The 22757-nt window shown below is 43.1% G+C and carries 22 protein-coding genes and 1 other RNA gene; 10 read left to right on the forward strand and 13 right to left on the reverse strand.

Annotated elements, in window-relative coordinates; translation table 11 throughout:
* Nucleotides 1-82 precede the first annotated feature (82 nt).
* Both BRLA_RS16560 and BRLA_RS16565 read left to right on the forward strand, forming a co-directional pair.
* On the forward strand, nt 83-1813 hold the full coding sequence (locus BRLA_RS16560) for an Rqc2 family fibronectin-binding protein (protein ID WP_003336766.1): 1731 nt from the start codon (nt 83-85) through the stop codon (nt 1811-1813).
* A 117-nt stretch (nt 1814-1930) separates the two neighbouring features.
* On the forward strand, nt 1931-2431 hold the full coding sequence (locus BRLA_RS16565; protein WP_003336764.1) for a hypothetical protein: 501 nt from the start codon (nt 1931-1933) through the stop codon (nt 2429-2431).
* Nucleotides 2432-2495: 64 nt separating this feature from the next.
* On the opposite strand, the gene ssrS is transcribed toward BRLA_RS16565, so the two are convergent.
* Together ssrS and BRLA_RS16570 are read right to left on the reverse strand one after the other, a co-directional pair.
* Nucleotides 2496-2687: non-coding RNA, 6S RNA (gene ssrS / locus BRLA_RS23400), on the reverse strand.
* A 351-nt stretch (nt 2688-3038) separates the two neighbouring features.
* On the reverse strand, nt 3039-3218 hold the full coding sequence (locus BRLA_RS16570; RefSeq protein ID WP_003336763.1) for a hypothetical protein: 180 nt from the start codon (nt 3216-3218) through the stop codon (nt 3039-3041).
* A gap of 191 nt (nt 3219-3409) precedes the next feature.
* Between BRLA_RS16570 and BRLA_RS23405 the strand changes: the two genes are divergently transcribed.
* Nucleotides 3410-3580, forward strand: coding sequence for a YjzC family protein (locus tag BRLA_RS23405; protein WP_003336762.1), 171 nt, complete (start codon nt 3410-3412; stop codon nt 3578-3580).
* A gap of 87 nt (nt 3581-3667) precedes the next feature.
* Here BRLA_RS23405 and BRLA_RS16575 read toward each other — a convergent pair whose 3' ends face one another.
* Nucleotides 3668-3910, reverse strand: coding sequence for a hypothetical protein (locus tag BRLA_RS16575; protein ID WP_003336761.1), 243 nt, complete (start codon nt 3908-3910; stop codon nt 3668-3670).
* A gap of 101 nt (nt 3911-4011) precedes the next feature.
* Between BRLA_RS16575 and BRLA_RS16580 the strand changes: the two genes are divergently transcribed.
* A complete protein-coding gene (locus BRLA_RS16580) occupies nt 4012-4539 on the forward strand; it encodes a DUF309 domain-containing protein (RefSeq protein ID WP_003336760.1) in 528 nt (175 codons plus the stop codon).
* Between the two features lie 68 nt (nt 4540-4607).
* Here BRLA_RS16580 and BRLA_RS16585 read toward each other — a convergent pair whose 3' ends face one another.
* Complete coding sequence (locus BRLA_RS16585) at nt 4608-5327, reverse strand: CPBP family intramembrane glutamic endopeptidase (RefSeq protein WP_003336759.1); 720 nt, start codon at nt 5325-5327, stop codon at nt 4608-4610.
* Nucleotides 5328-5505: 178 nt separating this feature from the next.
* Here BRLA_RS16585 and BRLA_RS16590 point away from each other — a divergent pair, with 178 nt between their 5' ends.
* The 6 genes from BRLA_RS16590 (at nt 5506) to BRLA_RS16615 (ending at nt 11273) form a co-directional block, all read left to right on the forward strand.
* Complete coding sequence (locus BRLA_RS16590) at nt 5506-6735, forward strand: MFS transporter (RefSeq protein WP_272898017.1); 1230 nt, start codon at nt 5506-5508, stop codon at nt 6733-6735.
* Nucleotides 6736-6874: 139 nt separating this feature from the next.
* Nucleotides 6875-7348 carry a CcdC family protein gene (locus tag BRLA_RS16595; protein WP_022584328.1) on the forward strand — a complete coding sequence of 158 codons (474 nt, stop codon included), beginning with the start codon at nt 6875-6877 and terminating at the stop codon, nt 7346-7348.
* 464 nt (nt 7349-7812) lie between these two features.
* Nucleotides 7813-8724 carry a decaprenyl-phosphate phosphoribosyltransferase gene (locus BRLA_RS16600; protein WP_003336756.1) on the forward strand — a complete coding sequence of 304 codons (912 nt, stop codon included), beginning with the start codon at nt 7813-7815 and terminating at the stop codon, nt 8722-8724.
* A 27-nt stretch (nt 8725-8751) separates the two neighbouring features.
* A complete protein-coding gene (locus BRLA_RS16605; RefSeq protein WP_003336754.1) occupies nt 8752-9108 on the forward strand; it encodes a DMT family transporter in 357 nt (118 codons plus the stop codon).
* A gap of 22 nt (nt 9109-9130) precedes the next feature.
* On the forward strand, nt 9131-9568 hold the full coding sequence (locus BRLA_RS16610; RefSeq protein ID WP_003336753.1) for a divergent PAP2 family protein: 438 nt from the start codon (nt 9131-9133) through the stop codon (nt 9566-9568).
* A 22-nt stretch (nt 9569-9590) separates the two neighbouring features.
* Nucleotides 9591-11273, forward strand: coding sequence for a hypothetical protein (locus tag BRLA_RS16615; RefSeq protein WP_003336752.1), 1683 nt, complete (start codon nt 9591-9593; stop codon nt 11271-11273).
* A gap of 149 nt (nt 11274-11422) precedes the next feature.
* On the opposite strand, the gene pyrE is transcribed toward BRLA_RS16615, so the two are convergent.
* The 9 genes from pyrE to BRLA_RS16660 form a co-directional block, all read right to left on the reverse strand.
* A complete protein-coding gene (pyrE, locus tag BRLA_RS16620; RefSeq protein ID WP_003336751.1) occupies nt 11423-12079 on the reverse strand; it encodes an orotate phosphoribosyltransferase in 657 nt (218 codons plus the stop codon).
* On the reverse strand, nt 12080-12793 hold the full coding sequence (gene pyrF / locus BRLA_RS16625) for an orotidine-5'-phosphate decarboxylase (RefSeq protein WP_041752652.1): 714 nt from the start codon (nt 12791-12793) through the stop codon (nt 12080-12082).
* 135 nt (nt 12794-12928) lie between these two features.
* On the reverse strand, nt 12929-16141 hold the full coding sequence (gene carB / locus BRLA_RS16630; RefSeq protein WP_003336749.1) for a carbamoyl-phosphate synthase large subunit: 3213 nt from the start codon (nt 16139-16141) through the stop codon (nt 12929-12931).
* The gene (locus BRLA_RS16635; protein WP_003336748.1) at nt 16125-17222 is read right to left on the reverse strand and encodes a carbamoyl phosphate synthase small subunit; all 1098 of its coding nucleotides are present in this window, start codon (nt 17220-17222) and stop codon (nt 16125-16127) included. Before BRLA_RS16635 ends, carB begins: the two co-directional genes overlap by 17 nt.
* 19 nt (nt 17223-17241) lie before the next feature.
* Entirely contained in the window at nt 17242-18522 is a 1281-nt protein-coding gene (locus BRLA_RS16640; protein ID WP_003336747.1) for a dihydroorotase, read from the reverse strand.
* Nucleotides 18489-19433, reverse strand: coding sequence for an aspartate carbamoyltransferase catalytic subunit (locus tag BRLA_RS16645; protein WP_003336746.1), 945 nt, complete (start codon nt 19431-19433; stop codon nt 18489-18491). Before BRLA_RS16645 ends, BRLA_RS16640 begins: the two co-directional genes overlap by 34 nt.
* Nucleotides 19434-19472: 39 nt before the next feature.
* Nucleotides 19473-20837 carry a solute carrier family 23 protein gene (locus tag BRLA_RS16650; RefSeq protein ID WP_031308992.1) on the reverse strand — a complete coding sequence of 455 codons (1365 nt, stop codon included), beginning with the start codon at nt 20835-20837 and terminating at the stop codon, nt 19473-19475.
* Nucleotides 20838-20998: 161 nt separating this feature from the next.
* Nucleotides 20999-21538 (reverse strand): bifunctional pyr operon transcriptional regulator/uracil phosphoribosyltransferase PyrR, encoded by a 540-nt coding sequence (gene pyrR / locus BRLA_RS16655; protein ID WP_003336743.1) that lies wholly within the window; start codon nt 21536-21538, stop codon nt 20999-21001.
* Between the two features lie 270 nt (nt 21539-21808).
* Nucleotides 21809-22741: an RluA family pseudouridine synthase gene (locus BRLA_RS16660; protein ID WP_003336742.1), complete on the reverse strand. Its 933-nt coding sequence runs from the start codon at nt 22739-22741 to the stop codon at nt 21809-21811.
* Nucleotides 22742-22757 lie beyond the last annotated feature (16 nt).

A 22757-nucleotide genomic window follows, 5' to 3' on the forward strand; every position in this document is an offset into this window, starting at 1 on the left:
GTTCCTACTTGGGTTGAGCTTCCCTGTATGCTACACTGAGGAAATAGCTACTGCTAGGTAGAGGAAGCAAGAGGTGAAGAATGTGGCTTTTGACGGATTAGTAACTAGAGCGGTCGTTCATGAGCTATCCATGCTCGTAGGAGCCCGTATTACTCGTATACATCAACCGCATCCAAGCGATATCGTTATGCAGGTGCGCTCAAACCAAGGAACGTTAAAATTAGTAATTTCAGCAAATCCAACCTATCCCCGCATTCATTTGACAACAGAGGAATTTATGAATCCAAAGGAAGCTCCGATGTTTTGTATGTTATTGCGGAAGCATTGCGAAAATGGGGTAATTGAGGCCATCACGCAGGATGGAATGGAACGTGTAATTTACATTGATCTAAAGTCTCGTGATGAGCTAGGAGATACAACCAGAAAACGAATTGTAGTTGAGATCATGGGCCGTCATAGTAATATTATTTTGCTAGATGTAAAAACTGACATGATTCTGGATGGCATTCATCATGTTTCTCATGGCATCAGCCAGTATCGTCAGGTATTGCCAGGTCGAGCTTATGTAGCTCCTCCTGCCCAAAATAAGCTGAATCCATTAACGGCAAGCGAGCAGGATTTTGTGATGGCACTCCAATGGAACGAAGGAAAGCTGGACAAACAGCTTGTCGAGCGTTTCAGCGGTCTTAGTCCCTTGATAGCGAGAGAGCTTGTTTCTAGAGCAACACTGCCTACACGTGATGCAATTTGGCATGAGTTCTCCAGCTTTATGGAACAAATGAATCTTCACCGTTATGAGCCGGTGATTGAGACAACCAATGACAAAGCTGCCTTCTCCATAACCTCTCTCTCACATCTAGGTGTCAGGGAAAGCGAGACCTTCACGTCAATCAGCGAATGCTTACAACGATTTTATGAGCATAAAGCTATGCGAGACGTGGTTAAGCAAAAGGTGCAGGATTTATTGCGATTGGTAACGAATGAAAAGCACAAAAACGAGAAAAAAATCGAAAAGCTACACCATTCTATCGAGGATGCCCACGAGGCCGAACGTTATCGCCTCTACGGTGAACTGATTCTTTCTCATATGCATCAGGTCAAAAAAGGAGATACTGAGCTTACTGCAACCAACTGGTATAGTGAAAATGCGGAGACAATTGTCATACCGCTAGATCCGTTAAAAACACCGTCGGAAAACATGCAAGCTTACTATAAAAAATATAACAAAGCAAAAGCAAGTCTGGCATTTATAGCAGAGCAAATTAGCTTGGCTGAACAGGAAGTCATCTATCTGGATGGCATTCTTGTACAATTGGCTCACGCTAGTTTAGCAGAAGCGGAAGAGATTCGGGAAGAGTTAGTGGAGCAAGGTTATCTGCGCAATCGAAACAAACGCGGTTCTAAAAAGAAAAAAGAGACTGCGCCTGAGCTTGATACTTACTATTCCTCAGATGGCATCACGCTGTTAGTCGGAAAAAATAATAAACAAAATGAATATTTGACTAATAAATTAGCGGCGAGCTTTGAGACATGGTTGCATACCAAAGACATCCCTGGTTCCCATGTGGTCATTAGATCACGCACAGTAAGCGATCAAACCTTATTTGAAGCAGCCATGCTTGCCGCCTATTTCAGCAAAGCTCAACAAGGCAGTAAAGTGCCAGTCGATTACACCTTAATTCGACATGTAAAAAAACCAAGTGGTGCTAAACCTGGCTATGTAACCTATGACCAGCAAAAAACGCTATTTGTTACTCCAGATGCTACCTTAGTCGCTGCGTTACGAAATAATTCGGCAGCAGAACAAAAATAACGCTAGGTCCACGTAATCACCTTTGTTCATACATAGACTGCATATCTATACCGCATCCGTTTCATACTACATATATGAGATAAGCGGTAGATTATTGTAGTGAACGAGGGTGAAAATGTGGAAGTAATTGGAATTGTCCAAACAGACCTGAATGAATTCAGCATTCTATTCGAACCGGATAAAAAGCAGAAGCAAGACCAACAGGGAAAGCAAAATGGAGACGATCAGAGTCATCAGGATCAGGATCATCACGATGACGACAGTACTTTTCTCAGTTTTCTTGGCGGGGATATTTTACAGGAAACTGGCAATTCAAGAGATAAATCACAGCAGAATCAAAAACAACAGGAACCTCAAGAGATGGTTGTCCGTATCAAAGGAATTCCTGAGGGACAAAAGGCGACATTTTTGCAGATGTATCAGATCGTAACAGATGCTCAGAAACAAGCAGATTTGGAGCAGCAGCTCACAATCGTAAGTATTGAAAATTCAAATGGTCAGCAAAACCAGCAAGGAAATCAACAGCAACAGCAGCAACAACAGGATAAATCAAAAAAGGGTTCGTCCAAAGATCAAAAGAACAACCAAAAGGACAAAAACAAACAGCAATATCAATGAAAATAGCTCTTACTTACACAAAAAAACCTGAAGCAATTGCTTCAGGTTTTTTGTTTCTTATGTATAACGCCCCGCTCTGCCGTCTTGCTATACATGTTTCTTTTAACCTGAAAGACCAGGTGGGTGACTCAGCCGCCCTTCTGCCTTCCCATCGTCCCATAAAGGAGGTGGGCTTGACATTAGATAACAGCGTTCTGTCTCCCTAGAAACACTTAAGGTTAAAAACATATTAGCTCAACGCACATCGCAGGAATATGCTACACATCATATGTATTTGAAATCCTATCACAAATACCGATTGGAATCAACTTTATATACAAATGTTACTAAAGGATTATGTAGATATATCATATCACTTTTGTTTATACAGGACAAGGCTTCTGTTACCGGTAACTCAGATATGTATTAGGTGGGAGACAGAAGGTTTATTTTATGAGGGTATCTCTGCCATGATTTCCACCGAAAAAGCAAGAGAAGCGCCTTACAGCGCCTCTCTCCTTAAGCATTAACTAGCATTTTTTATGACAGTGGTGATGGCGTTGGCGGTGTCCGCAGAAACCGTCGTCAAACCCCTCGTCAAACTCATCAAAAGCAGGTGCTTCACATACTATTTTGTGGAATGGTACACATTTACAAACTTTTCTCCAATGCTTCTTCGTGTAACAATTTCCGGAGCCACCAAAGCCGCCGAAACCGCCAAAACCACCGTGATCACGATGCCCTCCACAACGATCACAACCATGGAATCTTCTTCTTCTTCTGCAACCACAACCCATAAACTCATCATCCTTTCGTTGTCTGATACGTTACCAAATTATGTACAAATCAATGTTTGTGATTGGTACAGGTGTCTAGTTCAATCAAAATCAGCTAATGTACCGGAGACAATCGTCTATTTTTTGGCGTTTTTTGATGTACATGAGCCCATTTGTATGAGGGGATACTAGTGATAACATATGAAGAAGGAGTGACGGAGGCATGGGCGAACATAGCCGATTTCGTGAAGGAGAAAAATCACCGAAAAATCAAGTCTATATCGAAATTGGAGAAACAGGGTCAGGTGTAGAGGACCCCATGATTATTTCCCTAAAAAAGGGGGAGAAATTCCCTTCTACCCGAAATAAAAATCGTGTATGGACACAAAAGTAAGCCTATCTTTTTGTATAAAAATGAAAAAGACACAGCCTGATACCGGCATGTGCCTTTTTCATTTTCTTCTTTTTTTCACACTTTAATTTAGACCTCGTCGTTCTCGTCCTCTTCCTCGTCTTCTTCTTCACCGCTTAAATAGATGATGGTTACCCCAAGCTCCTCTAACAAACGGATCACTTCTTTATTTAACGTTTCATCTGCCAATAGCCCCAGGCTTTCCACTAGCTCTAATTCCTCTAGATTTCCTGATTTTGCATCCTCAATAAGCTCCAGAATTTCCGTCATGCGTCTTTCTTTTAGTGCATCTACTATTTCTTGTTGAGTCATTTTTTATCCACCTTTATCTACACGAATTGTATTCCCGCTCTACATTAGGGGAGTTCATCTATTATAATAAAGAAAAACATGGATTAACAGGAGCGAATCAAATGTATCCTTCTGCTTATGTAACATTTCTACTGCATTTTCATACTGATCGAGATTATTTTGAATGCCATGAGGTTTTAGAGGAATATTGGAAATCACTTCCTCCAGACAAACGTACCTCTACCTGGGTATGTCTCATTCAGGTAGCCGTTGCCCTCTATCATCATCGCCGTGGCAATTTTAATGGCGCAATTAAATTACTGCAAAATGCCTCCTCCTTAGCGATTTCAAATAAGGCTGAGCTACTTCATTTAGGCATAAACGTGGATTTGTTTACACAGCTTCTACAAGAACGACTACAATCTGTATTAGCGAAGGAACCATATGTCAGCTTGAATCTTCCCTTAGCTGACAAAAACCTTCTGAAGCAGTGTCAAAAGCTAGCTAATCATCGTGGATTAACCTTCGGCAATATCGATACCCCTGCTGATGAATATCTTGTACACAAGCATACCCTACGTGACCGTAACGAGGTTATCATGGAGCGCCATCTTAGCCTCACTCAAAAGAAAAACCAGAACAATTCGTGAAAATTATTACATTAAAATATCGTTCCCCTAGCTGGAGAGTTTTCCACATCTCGCTAGGGGAATTCTTTTTACAGGACATTTCGTAGCATCGTGTACATCAAGGCCCAATCAGCAAATAAATGACTGATCCATGTCGGATAAATACTTTGATACCTTCTCCTTAACCATGCCCAAAACACGCCAGTCATAAAAACCAGAAACGTAGCGACCAGCCCAGCCTTTATACCGAACAAAGTTACTCCAATGATACAATGATACAGCGAATAAAAAAAACTGCTAAGTAAAGCGGCTTTAAATAGCTGCATCTTATAAAGTAGGCGTTCGAGTAGAAAGCCCCTCCACAGCATTTCTTCAAAAAGAGAGTTGCCAATGGTCATATATAGGGCAAACCACCACTTCGTTTCTTCGGTTAATCCCCAAGAAAATAGCTTATTTCTCATCCACTCTGTAGATACCCCTGTCCATAGCAATATATAAAATCCAAGGCAAATCAGGATAAACAATAAAACACCCGAGATAATGCCCCACCAAATACCTTTTAGCTTTCTTTCCTGTTGTCTATGCAAGCCCCATGCTTCTCGCCACTTTATCGCCAGATTCCCCTCCCAATAGGCATGAAAAATAGGGATGATTAGACAGGTTACAAGATGAAAGCCAATAAAGGTAATAAATAAGCTGTGCCTTTCAACTAATCCATAAAATATGGTGAGGGTGGCAAAGCAGCTATAGCATATCAGCATTAATAAAGGCTGTCTTCTTCGTTTGTCAGCTTTGTTTGTATGCAACATACTCACTCCCCCCAGATTTCTACTCTAGTTTGTGATGTTTATTCTCTTTCTATTTGTAATGAATGAAAAATAACTAATGCGCATAGATAAGAAAAAAGCCATAAATAAGATATGCCTATTTATGTAAATATTGGTATAATAATAACACTGAACATTTTAACTACATTCAAGGTAAGGGGTGGTCATTATTTTATCACGGAATAAATCTTACTTATGCTTAGTTATAGGTGAGGTTATAGCTGGTACAGGGATGTGGATTGGAATCATCGGGAACCTAAAGTTTTTGCAACATTTATTCGATTCCGATTTTTTGAAGGGGTTATTATTGATGGTGGGGCTTTTTGTCAGTCTGTTCTTTTCTCCTAAAGCAGGAGAATGGATTGATCGCTTTTCCAAAAAGAACGTATTGTTTTATGCGACTTGGATACGATGTTTAGCTCCCATTTGTATGCTATTTGCGATTCATTACGATTCTGTAGGCTGGATGATCGCTTCATCGATCTTTATCCAGTTGGCCGCCACCTTTTATCAACCAGCCGCTCAAGCATCTATTCCGTTAATCGTGCCCTCAGAAGAATTACTTCGTGCCAACGGATTTTATGTAAATGCTTCCACACTCGCAAGGATTGGTGGAACGGCGATCGGTGGAATCCTAATTGGTTTTATGCAGCTTTGGACGCTTTATAGCATTACACTAGCTTGCTATTTTGTTCTTATTCTTTTTATTCTTCCTGTTCATATTCCTGTAATCAACTCATTAAAAACGGCTGGAAGGGTTATTAAAATGCCCTTTCGAGAAGTTTTTTCCCTGCTTAAATCAGATCGAACATTAAGTCTGGGTCTTACAAATGCACTGGTTGTCTCGTATTTTGTAGGCGGCTCCAATCTCTTAGTTATTAATTTCAGTGAAATGTTTGCAGTACCAGGGCTGATGGGCTGGATTTATACGACTGAAGGACTCACAGCACTCATTGCAGGCATATTGGTCAAACGCTTTTTTGGAAAAACCAATCTAGTCATGTCATCAACGCTTTTTCTATTTTTACTGGCTCTGTCTCAAATCGGGATGGCTCTGTCGTATGGTTTGGTTCCATTGCTTTTATCTTATACGCTATTCGGGTTCTGTTTTGGGACGGTTGTGCCTCTTACTGCCACCCTGTTTCAAAAGCAATTACCTGCTGAATCACGTGGCCGCTTCTTCTCCTTTAAAACCATGCTGGATCGGACCTGGTTCCTACTAGCATTGGCTGGTACGGGATTGTGCCTTGATCTCATGGGCATTCACGCATACCTTTTCCTAATGGGCTTTGCTTCCCTTGTTGTCGGTGCTCTGTCCTATTACTATGGAAAGCGACATGCTCTAGATGTCAGACAGGTTACAGAAGCACCACCTGTTAAAATGGCATAGCCATATCACTCTATATTTTGTGCTTTCCAGAACGCAGGAGGAGGGGTGTATTTACACCACCTCTTCTTTTTTTGTAGTATAGACATAAGGTAAAAGGTAAATATTTAGGGTGAATCGAGAAGGGAGCCGTACGAAAACGATGAATACAATTCTTGGCATCTCCCCTACAGTCGTTAGCATACTGATTGGTTTATTCATGGCGACCACTGTCATTCTTGTTCGGTTGCGTTCAGCAAAAAAGCCTATATCTACACGTAAGATTATTATCCCACCCGTGGCTATGTCTACAGGGTTTGCTATGTTTCATTATCCGGGCGTACCAACACCTATCAGCTATGATTTTATCGCTTTCTTTATTGGGTGTTTGTTCTCTATTCCGCTCATTTTGTCTTCCCGCTTTGAACAAGTAGGGAATCATGTCTTTTTGCGTCGTTCCAATGCGTTTATCGTGATTTTGTTTGTTCTGCTAGTCATTCGACTCGGGATTAAAATCTGGGTCGGTGATACATTTACTCCGATGCAGACAGCAGGTTTATTCTTTGTCCTTGCTTACGGCATGATTCTTCCGTGGCGAGTTGCCATGCTCTATATGTATAAAAGACTAATTAAATAACCCATGCTTTCCAATTTGGAATTACACAAAAGCGAGCTATCCAAAGCATGTTTCTTTGCTTGGTAACTCGCTTTTTTATTTTATTTATTGATGTAATTTTGGTAAAAAAATACGTTTTTTATCTTCATTATGCGTGGTTTTTGAGGCAGAATGTGGTTTAATAGAGAGATGTACGGCTACTCATAATTTGGATATAAAATGAAAATCGACCTCTACGCCCCACTTACCTTTTTGAATCGCAACAGACACAACTGCTTAGCCTTTTCGTCTATGACCTAGAAAAATCGGAAAGTAAGCTTTTGTAAAAATCCACATAAACAGAAAATATCTACAACATGCACGATAAGAAATACTTGCACCTTTACTCTGACTCTGACGATTGCGAATTCCAAATCATGTAACCGATTTTTGACAATTTTCGTCAATTATAAGAGGTATATTACTAGAAGACAGGGGATTTATACGTGTTATCTAATTCAATTAAACTAAAAGAAAGAATAGCTTCAAAACAAAATATTTTCCTTTTACTCCTTCTCCAGTTACGTCCTCACCAATGGACAAAAAATTTGCTTGTGTTTGCTGCCCTCTTATTTTCTCTACATAAAGTCAGTATTCACCTGCTTGGCAAATCACTGATCGCCTTTTTTCTATTTTGCATGGTTTCAGGCTGTGTCTATATCATAAATGATTTTGCTGATATCAAAAACGATCGCAATCATCCCGAAAAGCGATATCGTCCGATGGCTTCAGGAGCATTAAATCCCTTTCTGGGACTAGCATTCGGGTGTGGGCTGCTAATCGCTTCCTTGTTTTCTGCTTTTCACTTCGATTTGTGGTTTGGTAGTGTTTTATTATTTTATTTTTTGATCAATGTTGCCTATTCCTTTACATTAAAGCATGTGGTTATTCTGGATGTTATGATTATTTCTGCTGGTTTTGTACTCAGGGCAATCGGTGGCAGCCTAATGATCGGCACTCCTTTTACTCCGTGGTTTTTGCTGTGTACAATGTTGCTTTCTCTATTCTTGGCGATTAGCAAACGTCGCCATGAGCTTTATTTGCTACAGGAGGAAAAAGGAAGTCATCGTAAAGTATTGGAAAATTATTCGATAGAGCTATTAAATCAATTAAATACGATTGTAACCTCAGCAACGATTATCAGCTACTCCTTGTTTACCTTTACTTCAGGACGAACCATTCAGCTTATGTGGACAATTCCGTTTGTGATCTTTGGTATTTTCCGCTATCTTTACTTGATTATGATGGGCAACAAAGGAGGAACCCCTGAAAAAGTGCTAGTAGAGGACAAACCGATTCTGATTACGGTTCTACTATATGTGATTGCTGTAGCTAGTATTATCCTTATTTTTGAATAAACAATATAAAAGGTTGTGTAAATATTTATGCCATCGCAAGTTCTTATCCTTATATCAGTCATTCTTAGTGCATGCGGGCAGGTCGCTATGAAAATGGGAGCCTCTGGTCTCTCAGGAAAAAGCGATGTGTTTTTGATGAAAATACTGCAATATCTAACCAATATTCCAATTATGGTGGGGCTTGGCCTTTATGGAATTTCTGCGTTTGTTTGGATTGCAGCTATTGAAAAGGTGCAGCTCTCCTATGCTTATCCTATGGCCGCATTGGGTTATGTTCTGGTAGCCCTGCTTTCTATGTGGATTTTTCAGGAGCCCCTCTCAGGTGTCCGTCTGCTTGGTCTAGCTATTATTGTTGTTGGCGTCATTGTCATTTCACGTTCTTAGTAACTATTCGGAGGAAATGTTTATGCTATACGCTTTAGCACCATTTATCGGCTGGTTAGTATCCGGTACGATGAAATTTATGATTAATTATTTACAATATGGGAAAGAAGCAAGAAATAAAATCGGAAATGGCGGCTTTCCTAGTACACACACAACCGTAATGGTAAGCACGATCAGCTTCATTGGTCTTCATGAAGGCTTTGCCACCCCTATTTTTGGTCTAGGAGTGGCTGTTACCTTTATCATTATTATTGATGCGACCGGATTGCGAAGAGCTGTCGGCAAGCATGCTACTGCTATTAATCTTATGGTAAAAGAGCATGCCACTACTGAAGAAAAAGAAATCCTGCGTGAAAGCATGGGACATACAAAATGGGAAATCCTCGGCGGTATTGTTCTAGGTGTGCTAGTAGGACTGCTGTTGTATCTGCTATCACCAATCATTTCAGGACTACTTTAGCCAAGGAGGAACTAGCAAACATATGAAGAGCCGAACACCGAACGTCTCTCTTGTGATAGGAATTGTTTTACTCCTATTCTTAATCGGAATCGTACTTTCTGCCTCGATTTTATTTTTACTTGGTGTGTCCATCTCAACAGCTAGCTTCTGGGTGGCTGTATGTGCAAGTATTGTCTGCCTCCTGGCTATGACATATACATTTTTCACCACACGCAGGACAACCATGTTTTTGTCTTTGTTAATGGGATTGGGATTGGTTTTTGGAGTAAGTTGGTATGTTAGTACCGCTACATATGATCTATCATGGGACGGGCAAACGTACCATCAAGAAGCGATCATTTTATTAAAGAATGGCTGGAATCCTGTTCATGACCAACCTTTGCTTACCATCACAGATACCCAAAAGTTCGATAATCCAAGCGAGGAAAGTCTACGAACTCCCTTTTATCTTTGGATTAATCATTACACAAAAGGCCCGTGGATACTTGATGCCGTCATGTACAAATTGACGGATAACATAGAAGGCAGTAAGATGTTTAACTTTATTCTTTTGTTTGCTTCCTTTTTTCTTTGTTTAGCGGCAATTCTAAATGCCTATCCAGAGAAAAAAAGGCGAGCCGTCTTCTTCTCCCTACTCTTGGCCTGTAATCCAGTCGTGATAGCACAGCTTGTCACCTTTTATATTGATGGTCAATTGGCATCGCTTGTACTTATCATTTGTTCCTTGGGCTATCTCTTATTTAAGCGATTTAACGCATGGATTGTCGTAGGGCTATGCTCGGCCATCATCCTGCTAACGGCTATTAAATTTACCGCCCTTGTATATGCCGTTCTTTTATGCGGTGGTTTGCTCGTTCTATTTTTCCTGTACGATAAGCATAGACATTGGAAAAAGCTTTTGCTTTCGCTTGTAGCGTGCGGTCTCGTAGCGGTAACAATCGTTGGTTACAATCCTTACGTTACTAATTTTTTAGCGAAGGGGCATCCATTTTATCCGTTAGCTGGTGAGCATGCTGTCGATATTATGACAGCTAACAGTCCAGCCGACTTCAAAGGAAAAAATCCATTCGAAAAGTTCTTTGTATCTTTATTTGCGAAGTCGGAAAATATTACAAGACCAAATGAAAGCACTATGAAATGGCCGTTTACTATAGCATTTGAGGAATTTCAAGCTTTTGTTGGGGCTGATGCTCGTGTAGCGGGTTTTGGGCCTTTGTTTGGAGGAGCTGTGTTAGTAACCTGTGTTGTCTCACTTGCTCTCTTTCTTCGCAATAGACAACTAGCGAAGCCTGTATTTTTACTAAGCGGGATCATTCTCTTGACCGTATTTATCAATCCAGAAAGCTGGTGGGCGCGATACGTTCCGCAATTGTGGTTTGTCCCCATACTCATCGCAATGGTAGGCTTCGAATCCGAAAAACAATTTGTGAAGTACGGAAGTTGGCTTTTAATTTGTACTCTTTCCATAAACTTGCTGTTAGTAGGGGCTACTCAAGCTATTGCTCAATCCTTCTTAAATGTGCAAGTAAACATACAGCTTCATGAAATGAAAAAGAGCAAGCTGCCTGTATTAGTTGATTTCCAGCATTTTCATTCCAATCGAATTAGATTAGAAAAAGCAGAGATAGAATTTATTGAAGCAAAAATTGATGATAAAAACGCGAAAAAACTTAGCTCATCACGTGCTACGTATTTATTGAGATGAGCGGCTTTTCCATCATGCCACTCATTTGGGCAGAAGCTCGCTTTATAATCAACCTGAATAGTCCGTTCGTTAGGACGCTTGCTGACCCCACGCTTCAATTGGGGTCAGTTTTTTCATTTAGGCTACAGTCGTCCCCATCCGTCAACATTTTATTCTTGTTTTAAAGCCTGCTCCTGATAAAATGTGTGTGGATTTTCCTTCCACTGGGATAAAACTTTTTCTTGTTGGGCATTGATTGTTCCATTATCTTTTGCTTGCTCTAAGAGTGCAGTGTAGTTGGATAACGTGTACAATGGATAGTTCGCTTCTGCAAAGGCACGTTCTGCATCGTTAAATTGGTAGCTAAAAATAGCAACTACCCCTAGTATTTCAGCCCCTTCCAGCTCAACAGCCCTTGCTGCCTTGATGGAGCTACCCCCTGTGGAAATTAAATCTTCAATTACGACCACCTTCTGACCGGCAGCAATACGCCCCTCGATTTGGTTTTGGCGGCCATGACCTTTTGCCTTATCGCGAACATAGATCATTGGCAATCCCAGACGATCAGCAATCCAGGCTGCATGAGGAATTCCTGCTGTCGCTGTTCCAGCAATGACTTCTACTTCAGGAAACCGTTCACGAATGATCTGAACAAAAGCATCTGCTAAAAAGCTGCGAACCTCTGGATACGTCATCGTGATACGATTATCGCAATAAATCGGTGAAGCAATGCCAGATGTCCAGATAAATGGTTCGTCAGGACGAAGATGTACAGCTCCAATTTGTAAGAGATGCTGTGCCACTTGTTTTGCAATCGTTGTATTCATCTATTTTCCCTCCTGTATGCTTTTCATCATGTCAGCCCATGCTTTGGCAGGTTCTTCGGCCTGTGTAATGGACCTACCGATTACGATATAATCTGTACCTAACTCAAATGCTTTGACTGGTGTGGTTACGCGGGTTTGATCTCCAAAGGCGGAACCAACAGTACGAATGCCTGGTGTTACGGTCAAAAAATCTGTTCGAGTGACTTGTTTAATGATTGGTACTTCCAAGGGAGAAGCAACAACACCGTCCAGCCCAGCTAGACTTGCCAAGGATGCATAATGAGCAACCGTCTCTTCCAATCTACCAGAGATGAGCATCTGCTCATTCATCATCTGCTGGCTACTACTCGTCAGCATCGTTACCCCGATCAGTAATGGTGATGTACTGCCGGCAGAAATACCTTGCTCTAAGCCTTCTCGTGCCGCTTCCATCATAGCTAATCCACCAGCTACATGTACATTCACCATATCGGCGCCATTCCTAGCTAAGCTTTTCATTGAGCCTTTAGCTGTATTGGGAATATCATGGATTTTCAAATCAACAAACACGTTCAATCCCTGTTCCTTTAACAGCGATACAATTGCTGATCCTTCTGCATAAAACAGCTCCATGCCAACCTTCACGTAGCGCACTTGATTTTCTAGGCTAGCAAGACAGTTTAACACCTCGTCTTTTGTTTGAAAATCCAGCGCTAGAATAATCCGTTCATCGATTTTATCTAACGAATGCTCTTGTAGTAAGGATAATTCCATGTGTGAATGCTCCTCTCCGTTGTTCCCTCATTGTCCACATATAGGAGGGGAGTGCTCCTAATGAGCACGCCCCCGTTCTAAGTCAACTCTTCTTTTTTACTGTGTTACCAGTACTTTTCCCATCTGTTGCTTGGGCATTGCCTCTGTAGAGAATGTGATTGTCTCTAATACATGCAGGATGGCGCTCGCTGTGTCTAGAGATGTCAGGCAGACTGCTCCGTTCTCTACGGCCTCACGACGAATGCGGAATCCATCACGCTGTGGTGTTTTACCTTTCGTTAAGGTGTTAAGCACAAGGTTTACTTGACCTGTACGGATTTCATCCAGTAGGTTCGGTGTGCCTTCGGATAGCTTTTGTACACGACGGACGGACAAGCCTGCCTGCTCTAGATAATCAGCAGTTCCATCCGTGGCTAGTAGATGGAAACCAAGCTGTTGGAAACGCTTCGTGATCGACAACGCTTCCTCCTTATCCTTGTCAGCTACCGTTACCAAAAGTGTTCCTTTGGTTGGAATATTCATGCCAGCCGCTAGCAGTCCCTTGTAAAGAGCTTTAGCTAGGGTAGTCTCACGCCCCATTACCTCCCCGGTGGATTTCATTTCAGGACCTAAGGTGATGTCCACACGGCGTAGTTTTGTGAAGGAGAAGACAGGAACCTTTACAGAAACCATCTTTTCCTCAGGATGATAGCCTGTAGCAAACCCTTGATCGAGAATGCTGTAGCCAAGAATTGCCTTCGTCGCAATGTTCGCCATCGGAATTCCGGTTACCTTAGACAGGAATGGAACGGTACGGGAGCTGCGTGGGTTTACCTCGATGACGTAAGGCTTTCCTTTATAGATGACAAATTGGATATTGAGTAAGCCCTTGATGCAGAGCGCGCGTGCTAGCTTCGTAGTCATGTCGATGATCTCTGCTTTCACTGTCTCTGATAAGGATTGCGGCGGATATACTGCGATAGAGTCGCCTGAGTGAACCCCTGCACGCTCGATGTGCTCCATGATACCTGGAATCAGCACATTCTCTCCATCACAAATCGCATCTACTTCTGCTTCAATTCCTAGCATATAGCGATCAATTAGTACAGGATGCTCTGGATTTACTTTTACTGCTTTTTTCATATAAGAGATTAGCTCTTCTTCGTTATAAACGATTTCCATTGCCCGTCCGCCCAAGACATAGGAAGGGCGAACCAGCACAGGGAAGCCTAATAAGTCAGCAGCGACCACAGCTTCCTCTACAGAGGTCACCGTTTTGCCCGGCGGTTGAGCGATATCCAGCTTTCGCAAGAGGGCCTCAAACTTCTCACGGTTTTCAGCTGCATCAATATTTTCTAAGCTGGTTCCTAGAATTTTGACACCGCGTCTCGTAAGCTTATCAGCAAGATTGATCGCTGTTTGTCCTCCAAACTGGACAATGACACCTTCTGGCTGCTCTTGCTCGATGATGTGCATAACATCCTCTATATACAGCGGTTCAAAGTAGAGACGATCAGAGGTATTAAAATCTGTTGAGACCGTTTCAGGGTTATTGTTGACAATAATGGCTTCGTACCCAGCCTCCTTCAAAGCCCAGACCGCATGGACTGTTGAGTAGTCAAATTCAATTCCTTGGCCAATGCGGATCGGACCAGAGCCTAGTACGATGACACGTTTTTTGCCTGTATCCATAAATTCGTTTTCTTGCTCGTAGGTCGAGTAATAGTACGGTGTTTGCGCTTCGAATTCGGCAGCGCACGTATCTACCATTTTATATACAGGCTTCATTCCCCATTGTGTACGCAGGTTATAAATCTCTTCTTCCTTTTGTCCTGTACATTCTGCGATTTTACGATCGGTAAAACCAAGGCGTTTTGCTTCATGTAAAGCTTCCTGTGTCAATCCAGATTCGGCTAATGTTGTTTCATAAGCGACAATATTCCAGAATTTATGCAGGAAGAAGAGGTCGATCTTCGTTAATTGATGAATCCGAGAGATATGATAGCCACGGCGCATTGCTTCTGCTAGTAAGAACAGGCGTTCATCATCTGCGATTACCAAACGTTGCTCCAATTCCTCATCAGTAAGCTCTCTCGCCTCTGGTAGTTCTAAATGGTAGCTTCCAATCTCTAAGGAGCGGATCGCTTTCATCATGGATTCTTCAAAGCTACGTCCAATCGCCATTACCTCGCCCGTTGCTTTCATTTGTGTACCAAGACGGCGATTTGCGGATTGAAATTTATCGAAAGGCCAGCGAGGAATTTTGCTAACCACATAGTCTAAGGTTGGTTCAAAGCAAGCGTAGGTTTGACCAGTCACCGGATTCTTTAGCTCATCTAGTGTATAGCCAATAGCGATTTTTGCCGCCATCTTAGCGATCGGATACCCTGTGGCCTTGGACGCTAAGGCTGAGGAACGGCTGACGCGAGGATTTACCTCGATGACATAATATTGGAAGCTAACGGGATCAAGCGCGTACTGAACATTGCAGCCACCTTCGATTTTTAAGGCGCGGATGATATTTAATGCAGAGGAACGCAGCATTTGATATTCACGATCAGATAGCGTCTGACTCGGAGCGACAACGACTGAGTCACCTGTGTGTACACCAACTGGGTCAATATTTTCCATGTTGCAGACCACGATACAGTTATCGTTAGCATCACGCATTACTTCATACTCTACTTCTTTCATTCCTGCAATACTTCTTTCCACTAAGCATTGCGTAATCGGGGAATATTTTAGACCGCTTGTGACAATTTCAATTAACGAGGCTTGGTCCTCACAGATACCCCCACCGGTTCCGCCGAGCGTGTAAGCCGGGCGAACAATGATTGGATAGCCAATCTCATTAGCGAAATCAAGCGCCTCTTCTACCGAGCTTACAATTACAGAGTCTGGTACTGGTTCGTTTAACTCCTGCATGAGAGAGCGGAACAAATCGCGATCCTCCGCTTGTTTAATCGAGCTCAGATTTGTTCCGAGTAGCTTCACATTCTCTTCTTCCAGTACACCCAGATCTGCTAAAGCTACTGCCATATTCAATCCTGTTTGTCCACCCAAGGTCGGTAACAATCCATCTGGTTTTTCCTGACGAATGACTCGGGCTACGAACTCAGGAGTAATTGGTTCAATGTATACTTTGTCAGCCATATTCGTATCTGTCATGATTGTAGCTGGGTTGGAGTTGATTAGAACCACCTCCATCCCCTCTTCTTTTAATGCTTCGCAAGCCTGCGTTCCTGCATAGTCAAACTCTGCCGCCTGTCCAATCACGATAGGACCAGAGCCAATCACCAGAATTTTTTTCAGATTATCTATTTTTGGCATACCATTTCTCCTCCTTGGATTGTTTCATCATGTCTAGGAATTGGCCGAATAAATAGCCTGAATCATACGGTCCAGGTGCTGCTTCTGGATGGTATTGAACAGAGAAGGCTTGCTTTTTCGCATTGCGTAATCCTTCAATCGTCCCGTCATTTAGAGCAACATGGGTCACTTCTAATTCTGTTCCAATAACGGAAGCTTCGTTTACAGCATAGCCGTGGTTTTGGGACGTGATATATGTACGTCCAGTTATCAATTCTTTTACGGGATGATTCCCGCCACGGTGACCAAACTTCAATTTCTCCGTGTCAGCTCCGCTTGCCAGAGCAAACAACTGATGACCCAAGCATATTCCGAATAATGGGTATTCTCCGAGAATTTCTTTCACCATCTGAATAGCTTGCGGTACATCCTTAGGGTCGCCTGGGCCGTTAGACAGCAAGATGCCATCTGGTTGTAGGCGGCGAATTTCATCTGCGGTGACGGTATGCGGAACCACTACAATGTCCCATCCTCGCTTGGATAATTCCCGCATAATGCCATGCTTGCAGCCAAAGTCTACTAAGACGACGCGATCACCGTTACCTGGACTGGAGTAAATGCTTTTTGTTGATACCTGGGCAACCTGATTGGTCATGACATCCGTACTTTTCAACTGAGCAAGCAATTCCTCGGCTGGACGCTCACTGGTTGTAATCAATCCTCTCAGGGTTCCAAAATGACGTATTTTACGTGTTAACATTCGTGTATCTACACCGGAAATACCCGGAATCTCATATGCCTGTAAGAGCTCGTGCAGAGTTTGTGTCGAGCGCCAATTGCTTGGCATATCGCAATGCTCTCGTACAACAAAGCCATGGATAAACGGACGAACCGCCTCGAAATCATCGCGATTAATCCCGTAGTTACCAATCAAGGGATACGTCATGACGACGATCTGTCCACAATAAGAGGGATCGGATAATACCTCTTGATAGCCTGTTAATCCTGTGTTAAATACCACCTCACCAATGCTTTCATTGGTGGCCCCCATCGCTTTTCCTACACAAATCGTTCCGTCTTCTAATATCAAACGTGCCTTCATGCCGTTATCCCCCTTATCCCTAATTGTTGTATACAATTTTTCCATCTACCATAGTGAGTACAGTCCATCCCTTACATACCCAACCCGCAAATGGTGTATTTTTTCCTTTACTTTTAAAATGATCGGGATTAATGCTTTTCTCAGTCGTAAGATCAAACACTGCCAAGTCAGCAATTGCTCCTACTTCTACTTTTCCATAGGGTAGCCCAAACAGTTCCGCTGGTTTAGTAGCCATTTTGTCTACCAGCTCGGCAAGGGTGAGTATTCCTTTTTCTACAAGATGCGTATAAAGGAGTGGGAATGCCGTTTCTAGTCCAACTATTCCAAATGGAGCCCGCTTTAATCCCTTTGCTTTTTCTTCCGAGGTATGCGGTGCATGGTCGGTAGCAATGATATCAATGCTTCCTTCCTTTAATCCGGCGATCAATGCGTCACGATCCTCACGAGAGCGAAGCGGCGGATTCATTTTCCAATTAGGATCTAGGCTGTCTGGGATATCCTCGTCACATAACAACAGGTGATGCGGGGTTACCTCCGTGGTAACGTTGATACCTGCATGTTTCCCGTCGCGTACAAGTCGCACGGATTCTTTTGCGCTGATATGGCATACATGATAGTGAACCCCCGTGGCTTCTGCTAGTAGAATATCTCGGCCGACATGCACAGCTTCTGAAGCAGACGGGATACCTGGTAGCCCATGCTTAGCTGCTGTCACTCCATCATGTAATGCCGCACCGGGAGGCAACAGGTCGTTATCTTCACAGTGGGCAACTACAGACATTCCTAACGCTTTCGCTTTTTGCATTGCTTCTACCATCATTTTCGTGGATTGCACTCCTACCCCATCATCAGTTAGTGCAAAGGCTCCAGCTTGCTGTAGAGCCGCAAAGTCTGTGTGCTCCACCCCAAGCTGACGTACAGTAATAGCAGCGTAGGGTAAAACCCGTGCCAGGTTAGCTTGTTTTGCTTTATGAAGAACGAATTCTACTGTTTCGACACGATCGATCACTGGGCGTGTATTCGGCATGCAGGCTACCGTAGTGTAACCGCCTGCCACTGCCGCATGAGCGCCTGTTTCGATGGTTTCTTTCGCTTCAAATCCTGGTTCGCGGAAATGCACATGTACATCCACTAGACCTGGGGCTATGAAGTGTCCGTTTAAATCCACCACTTCATGATCTGCTTCCGCCTCAATGTTGCTCTCGATCTTAACAATGCGATTTTCTACGATTAACAGATCCTTGATCGAAAGTTCACCTTGTTCGTTTAGCAGTTTGCCATTTTTAAGGATGATTCCCATGTGCTTATTCCTCCTGTCATCAATTTCGCAATTACAGCCATTCGAACAGCTACTCCATTTGTAACTTGCGGGAAGATAACGGATTGCTTACCCTCCACCAGTTGTCCATCAATCTCCACCCCTCTGTTAAAAGGAGCCGGATGCATAATGATGGCATTTGGTTTCATCATGGCTGCGCGTTCTCTAGTTAATCCATAAGCCTGATGATAGGTTTCCTTTGAAGAAAAGAGCTGGCCTGTATGACGTTCTAGCTGCACTCGCAGCATCATCACCACATCCGCTGTTGCTATTGCTTCCTCCATCCCTACCACTCGTACCTCTTTTGGCAAGGCTGTCTGATCCCGCATCAACTGATCTGGTCCTGTAATCATAAGGTTGGCCCCGAGCTTCGGTAATGCATCTAAATGCGATCCGAGCACTCTGCTATGGCGCAAATCTCCTATGATAGCTACCTTTAACCCTTGAATGCCCCCATGATGCTGCTTCATTGTAAGCAAATCCAGCAAGCATTGCGTTGGATGCTCCATCGTGCCTTCCCCTGCATTTACAAGGTGCAGGTTTAAATTTGGTTCGTTCGCAAGCTCATGAAATAATCCATTTTGTCCGGTGCGAATAACGGCCGTTTCTACTCCCATTGATTCAAGCGTTCGCAAAGTATCATAAATTGTCTCACCTTTGGTAGTAGAAGAGCTGATATCGCTAAAATTCAGTACATGAGCACCCAAACGTTTTTCCGCTACTTCAAAGGAAAAGCGGGTACGTGTACTTGCTTCGAAAAATAAGTTTGCTACAAATCGTCCCTGTAAGAGGTTAATCTGTTCATTTGGCCTTGCTGCAAAATATTCGGCCTCTCGCAAGATTGCTTCGATCTCATCTTTACCAAGGTGTTTGATTCCCAGCAGATTTTTCATTATTCCCCACTCCTTTGCCCGTATGGTTTGTCATAATGCTTATGCTGCTGACTCTACCTGATCCTTGTGCGCCTCACCCATCGCAGATTCCTTTCCAGGCAAGATCGCATGCAGAAAAATTCCGATGAAGGTTGAGAATGCTACATTATCAATCGTTAGGTTCGTTAGGAAGCTTTGCCAGAAGGTAACTCCCTCGAAGCTAATTTTGTACCCGCCGATTCCCGTTACAAGTATGGAAGCAGCGATAATCATGTTGCGTTTATTTGCAAAATCGACTTTATTTTCAACATACATCCTAAAGCCTTGGGATGCGATAATCCCGAACAGTACGATGGAGACGCCACCTAGTACCGGCGTTGGGATGGTCATGAGAAACGCGCTGATTTTTCCGCAGAAGGAGAATAAGATCGCGAATACTGCGGCTAGGGCAATAACTGCTCGACTATAAACTCTTGTGATTGCTAGAACACCCATGTTTTCACCATAAGTCGTACTAGGTGGTCCACCGATAAAGGCAGAAACCGCGGTAGCTACACCATCACCTAGCAAGCTTCGATGCAAGCCAGGGTCCTTCATTAGGTCACGATTCATAATTTTACTTGTTACCAATAAATGGCCTAAATGTTCGGTTAAGGAGACAAACGCGATCGGTGCGATAATCAGAGCTGATAACCATGCTCCTTTATCCGTCATGGCAGTTGTCAGCAGGCCAACATGCAAGTGCTGCGAAAACATTTCTGGCAGGCTGATAAAAAGGGGAGCCTTTGTAATGGAAGCCCAGTCAATCAAATCCGCATGTCGTAGAGCTGTATAGCCGTATCCGCCAATGATTCCAAGTAGGATGGGAATCAGTGACAAGAAGCCGCGCAGCATAACCGCAGCAATAATGGTTACCAGCAATGTGACTAAGGAGATTTCAATGGAAGTTAGCGAGATTACTGATTTTCCTTCTACCGTTACTTTTGTAGCCATGTCTACAGCTACACCTGCTAAGCTCAAACCGATAACCACGATAATGGAAGCTATCACAACGGGTGGGAGTAAGCGATCCAGCCAGCCTACCCCGAATTTTCGTACCATGGCTGCTACTAGGACATAAACCAGTCCCGATAGGAAGCAGCCCAGCAAGGCAACTCCTTGCCCGTATGTTGCTGTCACGGTAATGATGGGGCCAATGAAAGCGAAGGAGGAACCAAGATAGTTAGGAATTTTTCCCTTCGTAATCAGCATGAAAATCAGGGTGCCTAATCCACTGGCAATCAGTGCGGCAGATATATCTAAACCTGTTAAGATTGGAACTAGTACTGTGGAGCCAAACATGGCGAATAAGTGTTGAATACTAAGTGGTAATAAACGAGTCAAAGCTGGTGTTTCATGTACGTCTACAAAATCTTGTTTGCTCATTTTCTCCCCTGCTTTCTTAATTTTTTGCACAAAAAAACCTCTTCGTGGGTACACAAAGAGGCAGGTCCAAGCACAGAGGTACGCATACCTCCAGCGTTAGATCGAGTCCCCTTGCTAACCTCACGGGATTAGCCTTAAAGAGGCGATATATAGTTGGCGATTCATTCTTCTTTTTGCATCAGTGAAACCTTATCTGTTCCATCTACTTCCTGCAATTGTACAGCAATAATTTCAGATCGGGACGTAGGAAGGTTTTTGCCCACATAATCAGGTCGAATAGGTAACTCACGATGACCACGATCCACTAATACAGCGAGCTGGATCATCTTCGAGCGTCCCTGATCCACTAAGGCATCCAGAGCAGCCCGAACCGTACGTCCTGTAAACAGCACATCATCCACCAGGATAACCTTTTTCCCTGTAATCTCAGGCAGTTTTGCTCCATGAACAACAGCGTCTGAAGACCTGTGTGTCAAATCGTCTCGGTATAAAGTAATGTCTAATTCACCAAAGGGAAGCTTCACATTCTCAATCTGCTCGATTCGTTTGGCTAAGCGTTCTGCCAAATAAATTCCGCGAGTTTTAATGCCGATGATCACACAGTCCTCTACGCCCTTATTGCGTTCAATAATTTCATGAGCAATGCGAGTTAAGGCCCGCCTAATCGCTGCTTCATCCATCATAATGCTTTTTTCGTTCATCGGAGTTGCTCCTTTCAGCAGAAGTAGATGACCTTTACAAGACTCGGGAGGCTACTATCTGCCAGCTTGTGTTGTTCCTGATGGTCTGACACAAAAAAAGCTTCTTGTCTCACTGACAAGAAGCTTCGTGCGCACATAAAGAAGGGCATAACCATCCCAACTATATCTGCGTTATTCACCGTCGCCCTTGCCAGCCTCACGGGACTGGATTTAAAGGTTACCTTTTGTTACGAATGATTATGTCATACCTTTTTATATCTGTCAACACGTTTAACATTTTTGCTCACGTATGAACTGAATTTCTGCTTGCAGTTCCTGTGGGATCTCAGCCTCGAATTCCATGTATTCGCCTGTACTCGGATGAATGAATCCTAGTGTCTTCGCATGTAAGGCTTGCCCATTAATATCCAGCGTTTTTCGTGGGCCGTATTTGGGGTCACCTGCTAGCGGGTAGCCAATATATTTCATATGAACACGAATCTGATGGGTGCGTCCTGTCTCAAGCTTTAATTCCACAAGGGTAAAATCCTTCATCCGCTCTAATACGACAAAGTGAGTGACAGCAGGTTTACTATTGCCAAAGACAACCGCCATCTGTTGGCGATTTTTAGGATCGCGTCCAATTGGAGCATCGATTGTCCCCATCTCATGTGGAATTTCTCCATGAACCAAAGCCACATATTTACGATTAACGGTATGTTCCTTTAATTGAGCTGCTAGACTTGCATGGGCCTTATCGTTTTTGGCAATCATTAATAAACCAGACGTGTCTTTATCAATACGATGAACGATACCGGGGCGCATCACACCATTTATACCTGATAAATCCTTACAATGATGCATGAGACCATTGACCAATGTTCCTGTATAATGACCTAACGCTGGATGCACGACTAAGCCACGTGGCTTGTTTACAACCACGACATCGGAATCTTCATAGACGATGTCTAAATCCATCGCTTGCGCTTCGATCTTCAACTCTTTTGGAGGTGGCACACGCAAGCTGATCTCGTCATCCATTGCTACCTTGTAATTATTTTTAATCGGAGCATCATTGACCGTAACTCGTCCTTCTTTTACCCATGCTTGTACTTGAGAACGAGACCATTCTCCTTCTTGCATAGTCAAAAATTTATCAATGCGTTCCCCTGCTTCTTCTTTTTCCACTGTCCAATCATAACGTTCGAAAGTTTGCTCTGTCATCTATAAGCTCCTAAAT

It is taken from the genome of Brevibacillus laterosporus LMG 15441, assembly GCF_000219535.2.
GTDB classification, from domain to species: Bacteria; Bacillota; Bacilli; order Brevibacillales; family Brevibacillaceae; genus Brevibacillus_B; species Brevibacillus_B halotolerans.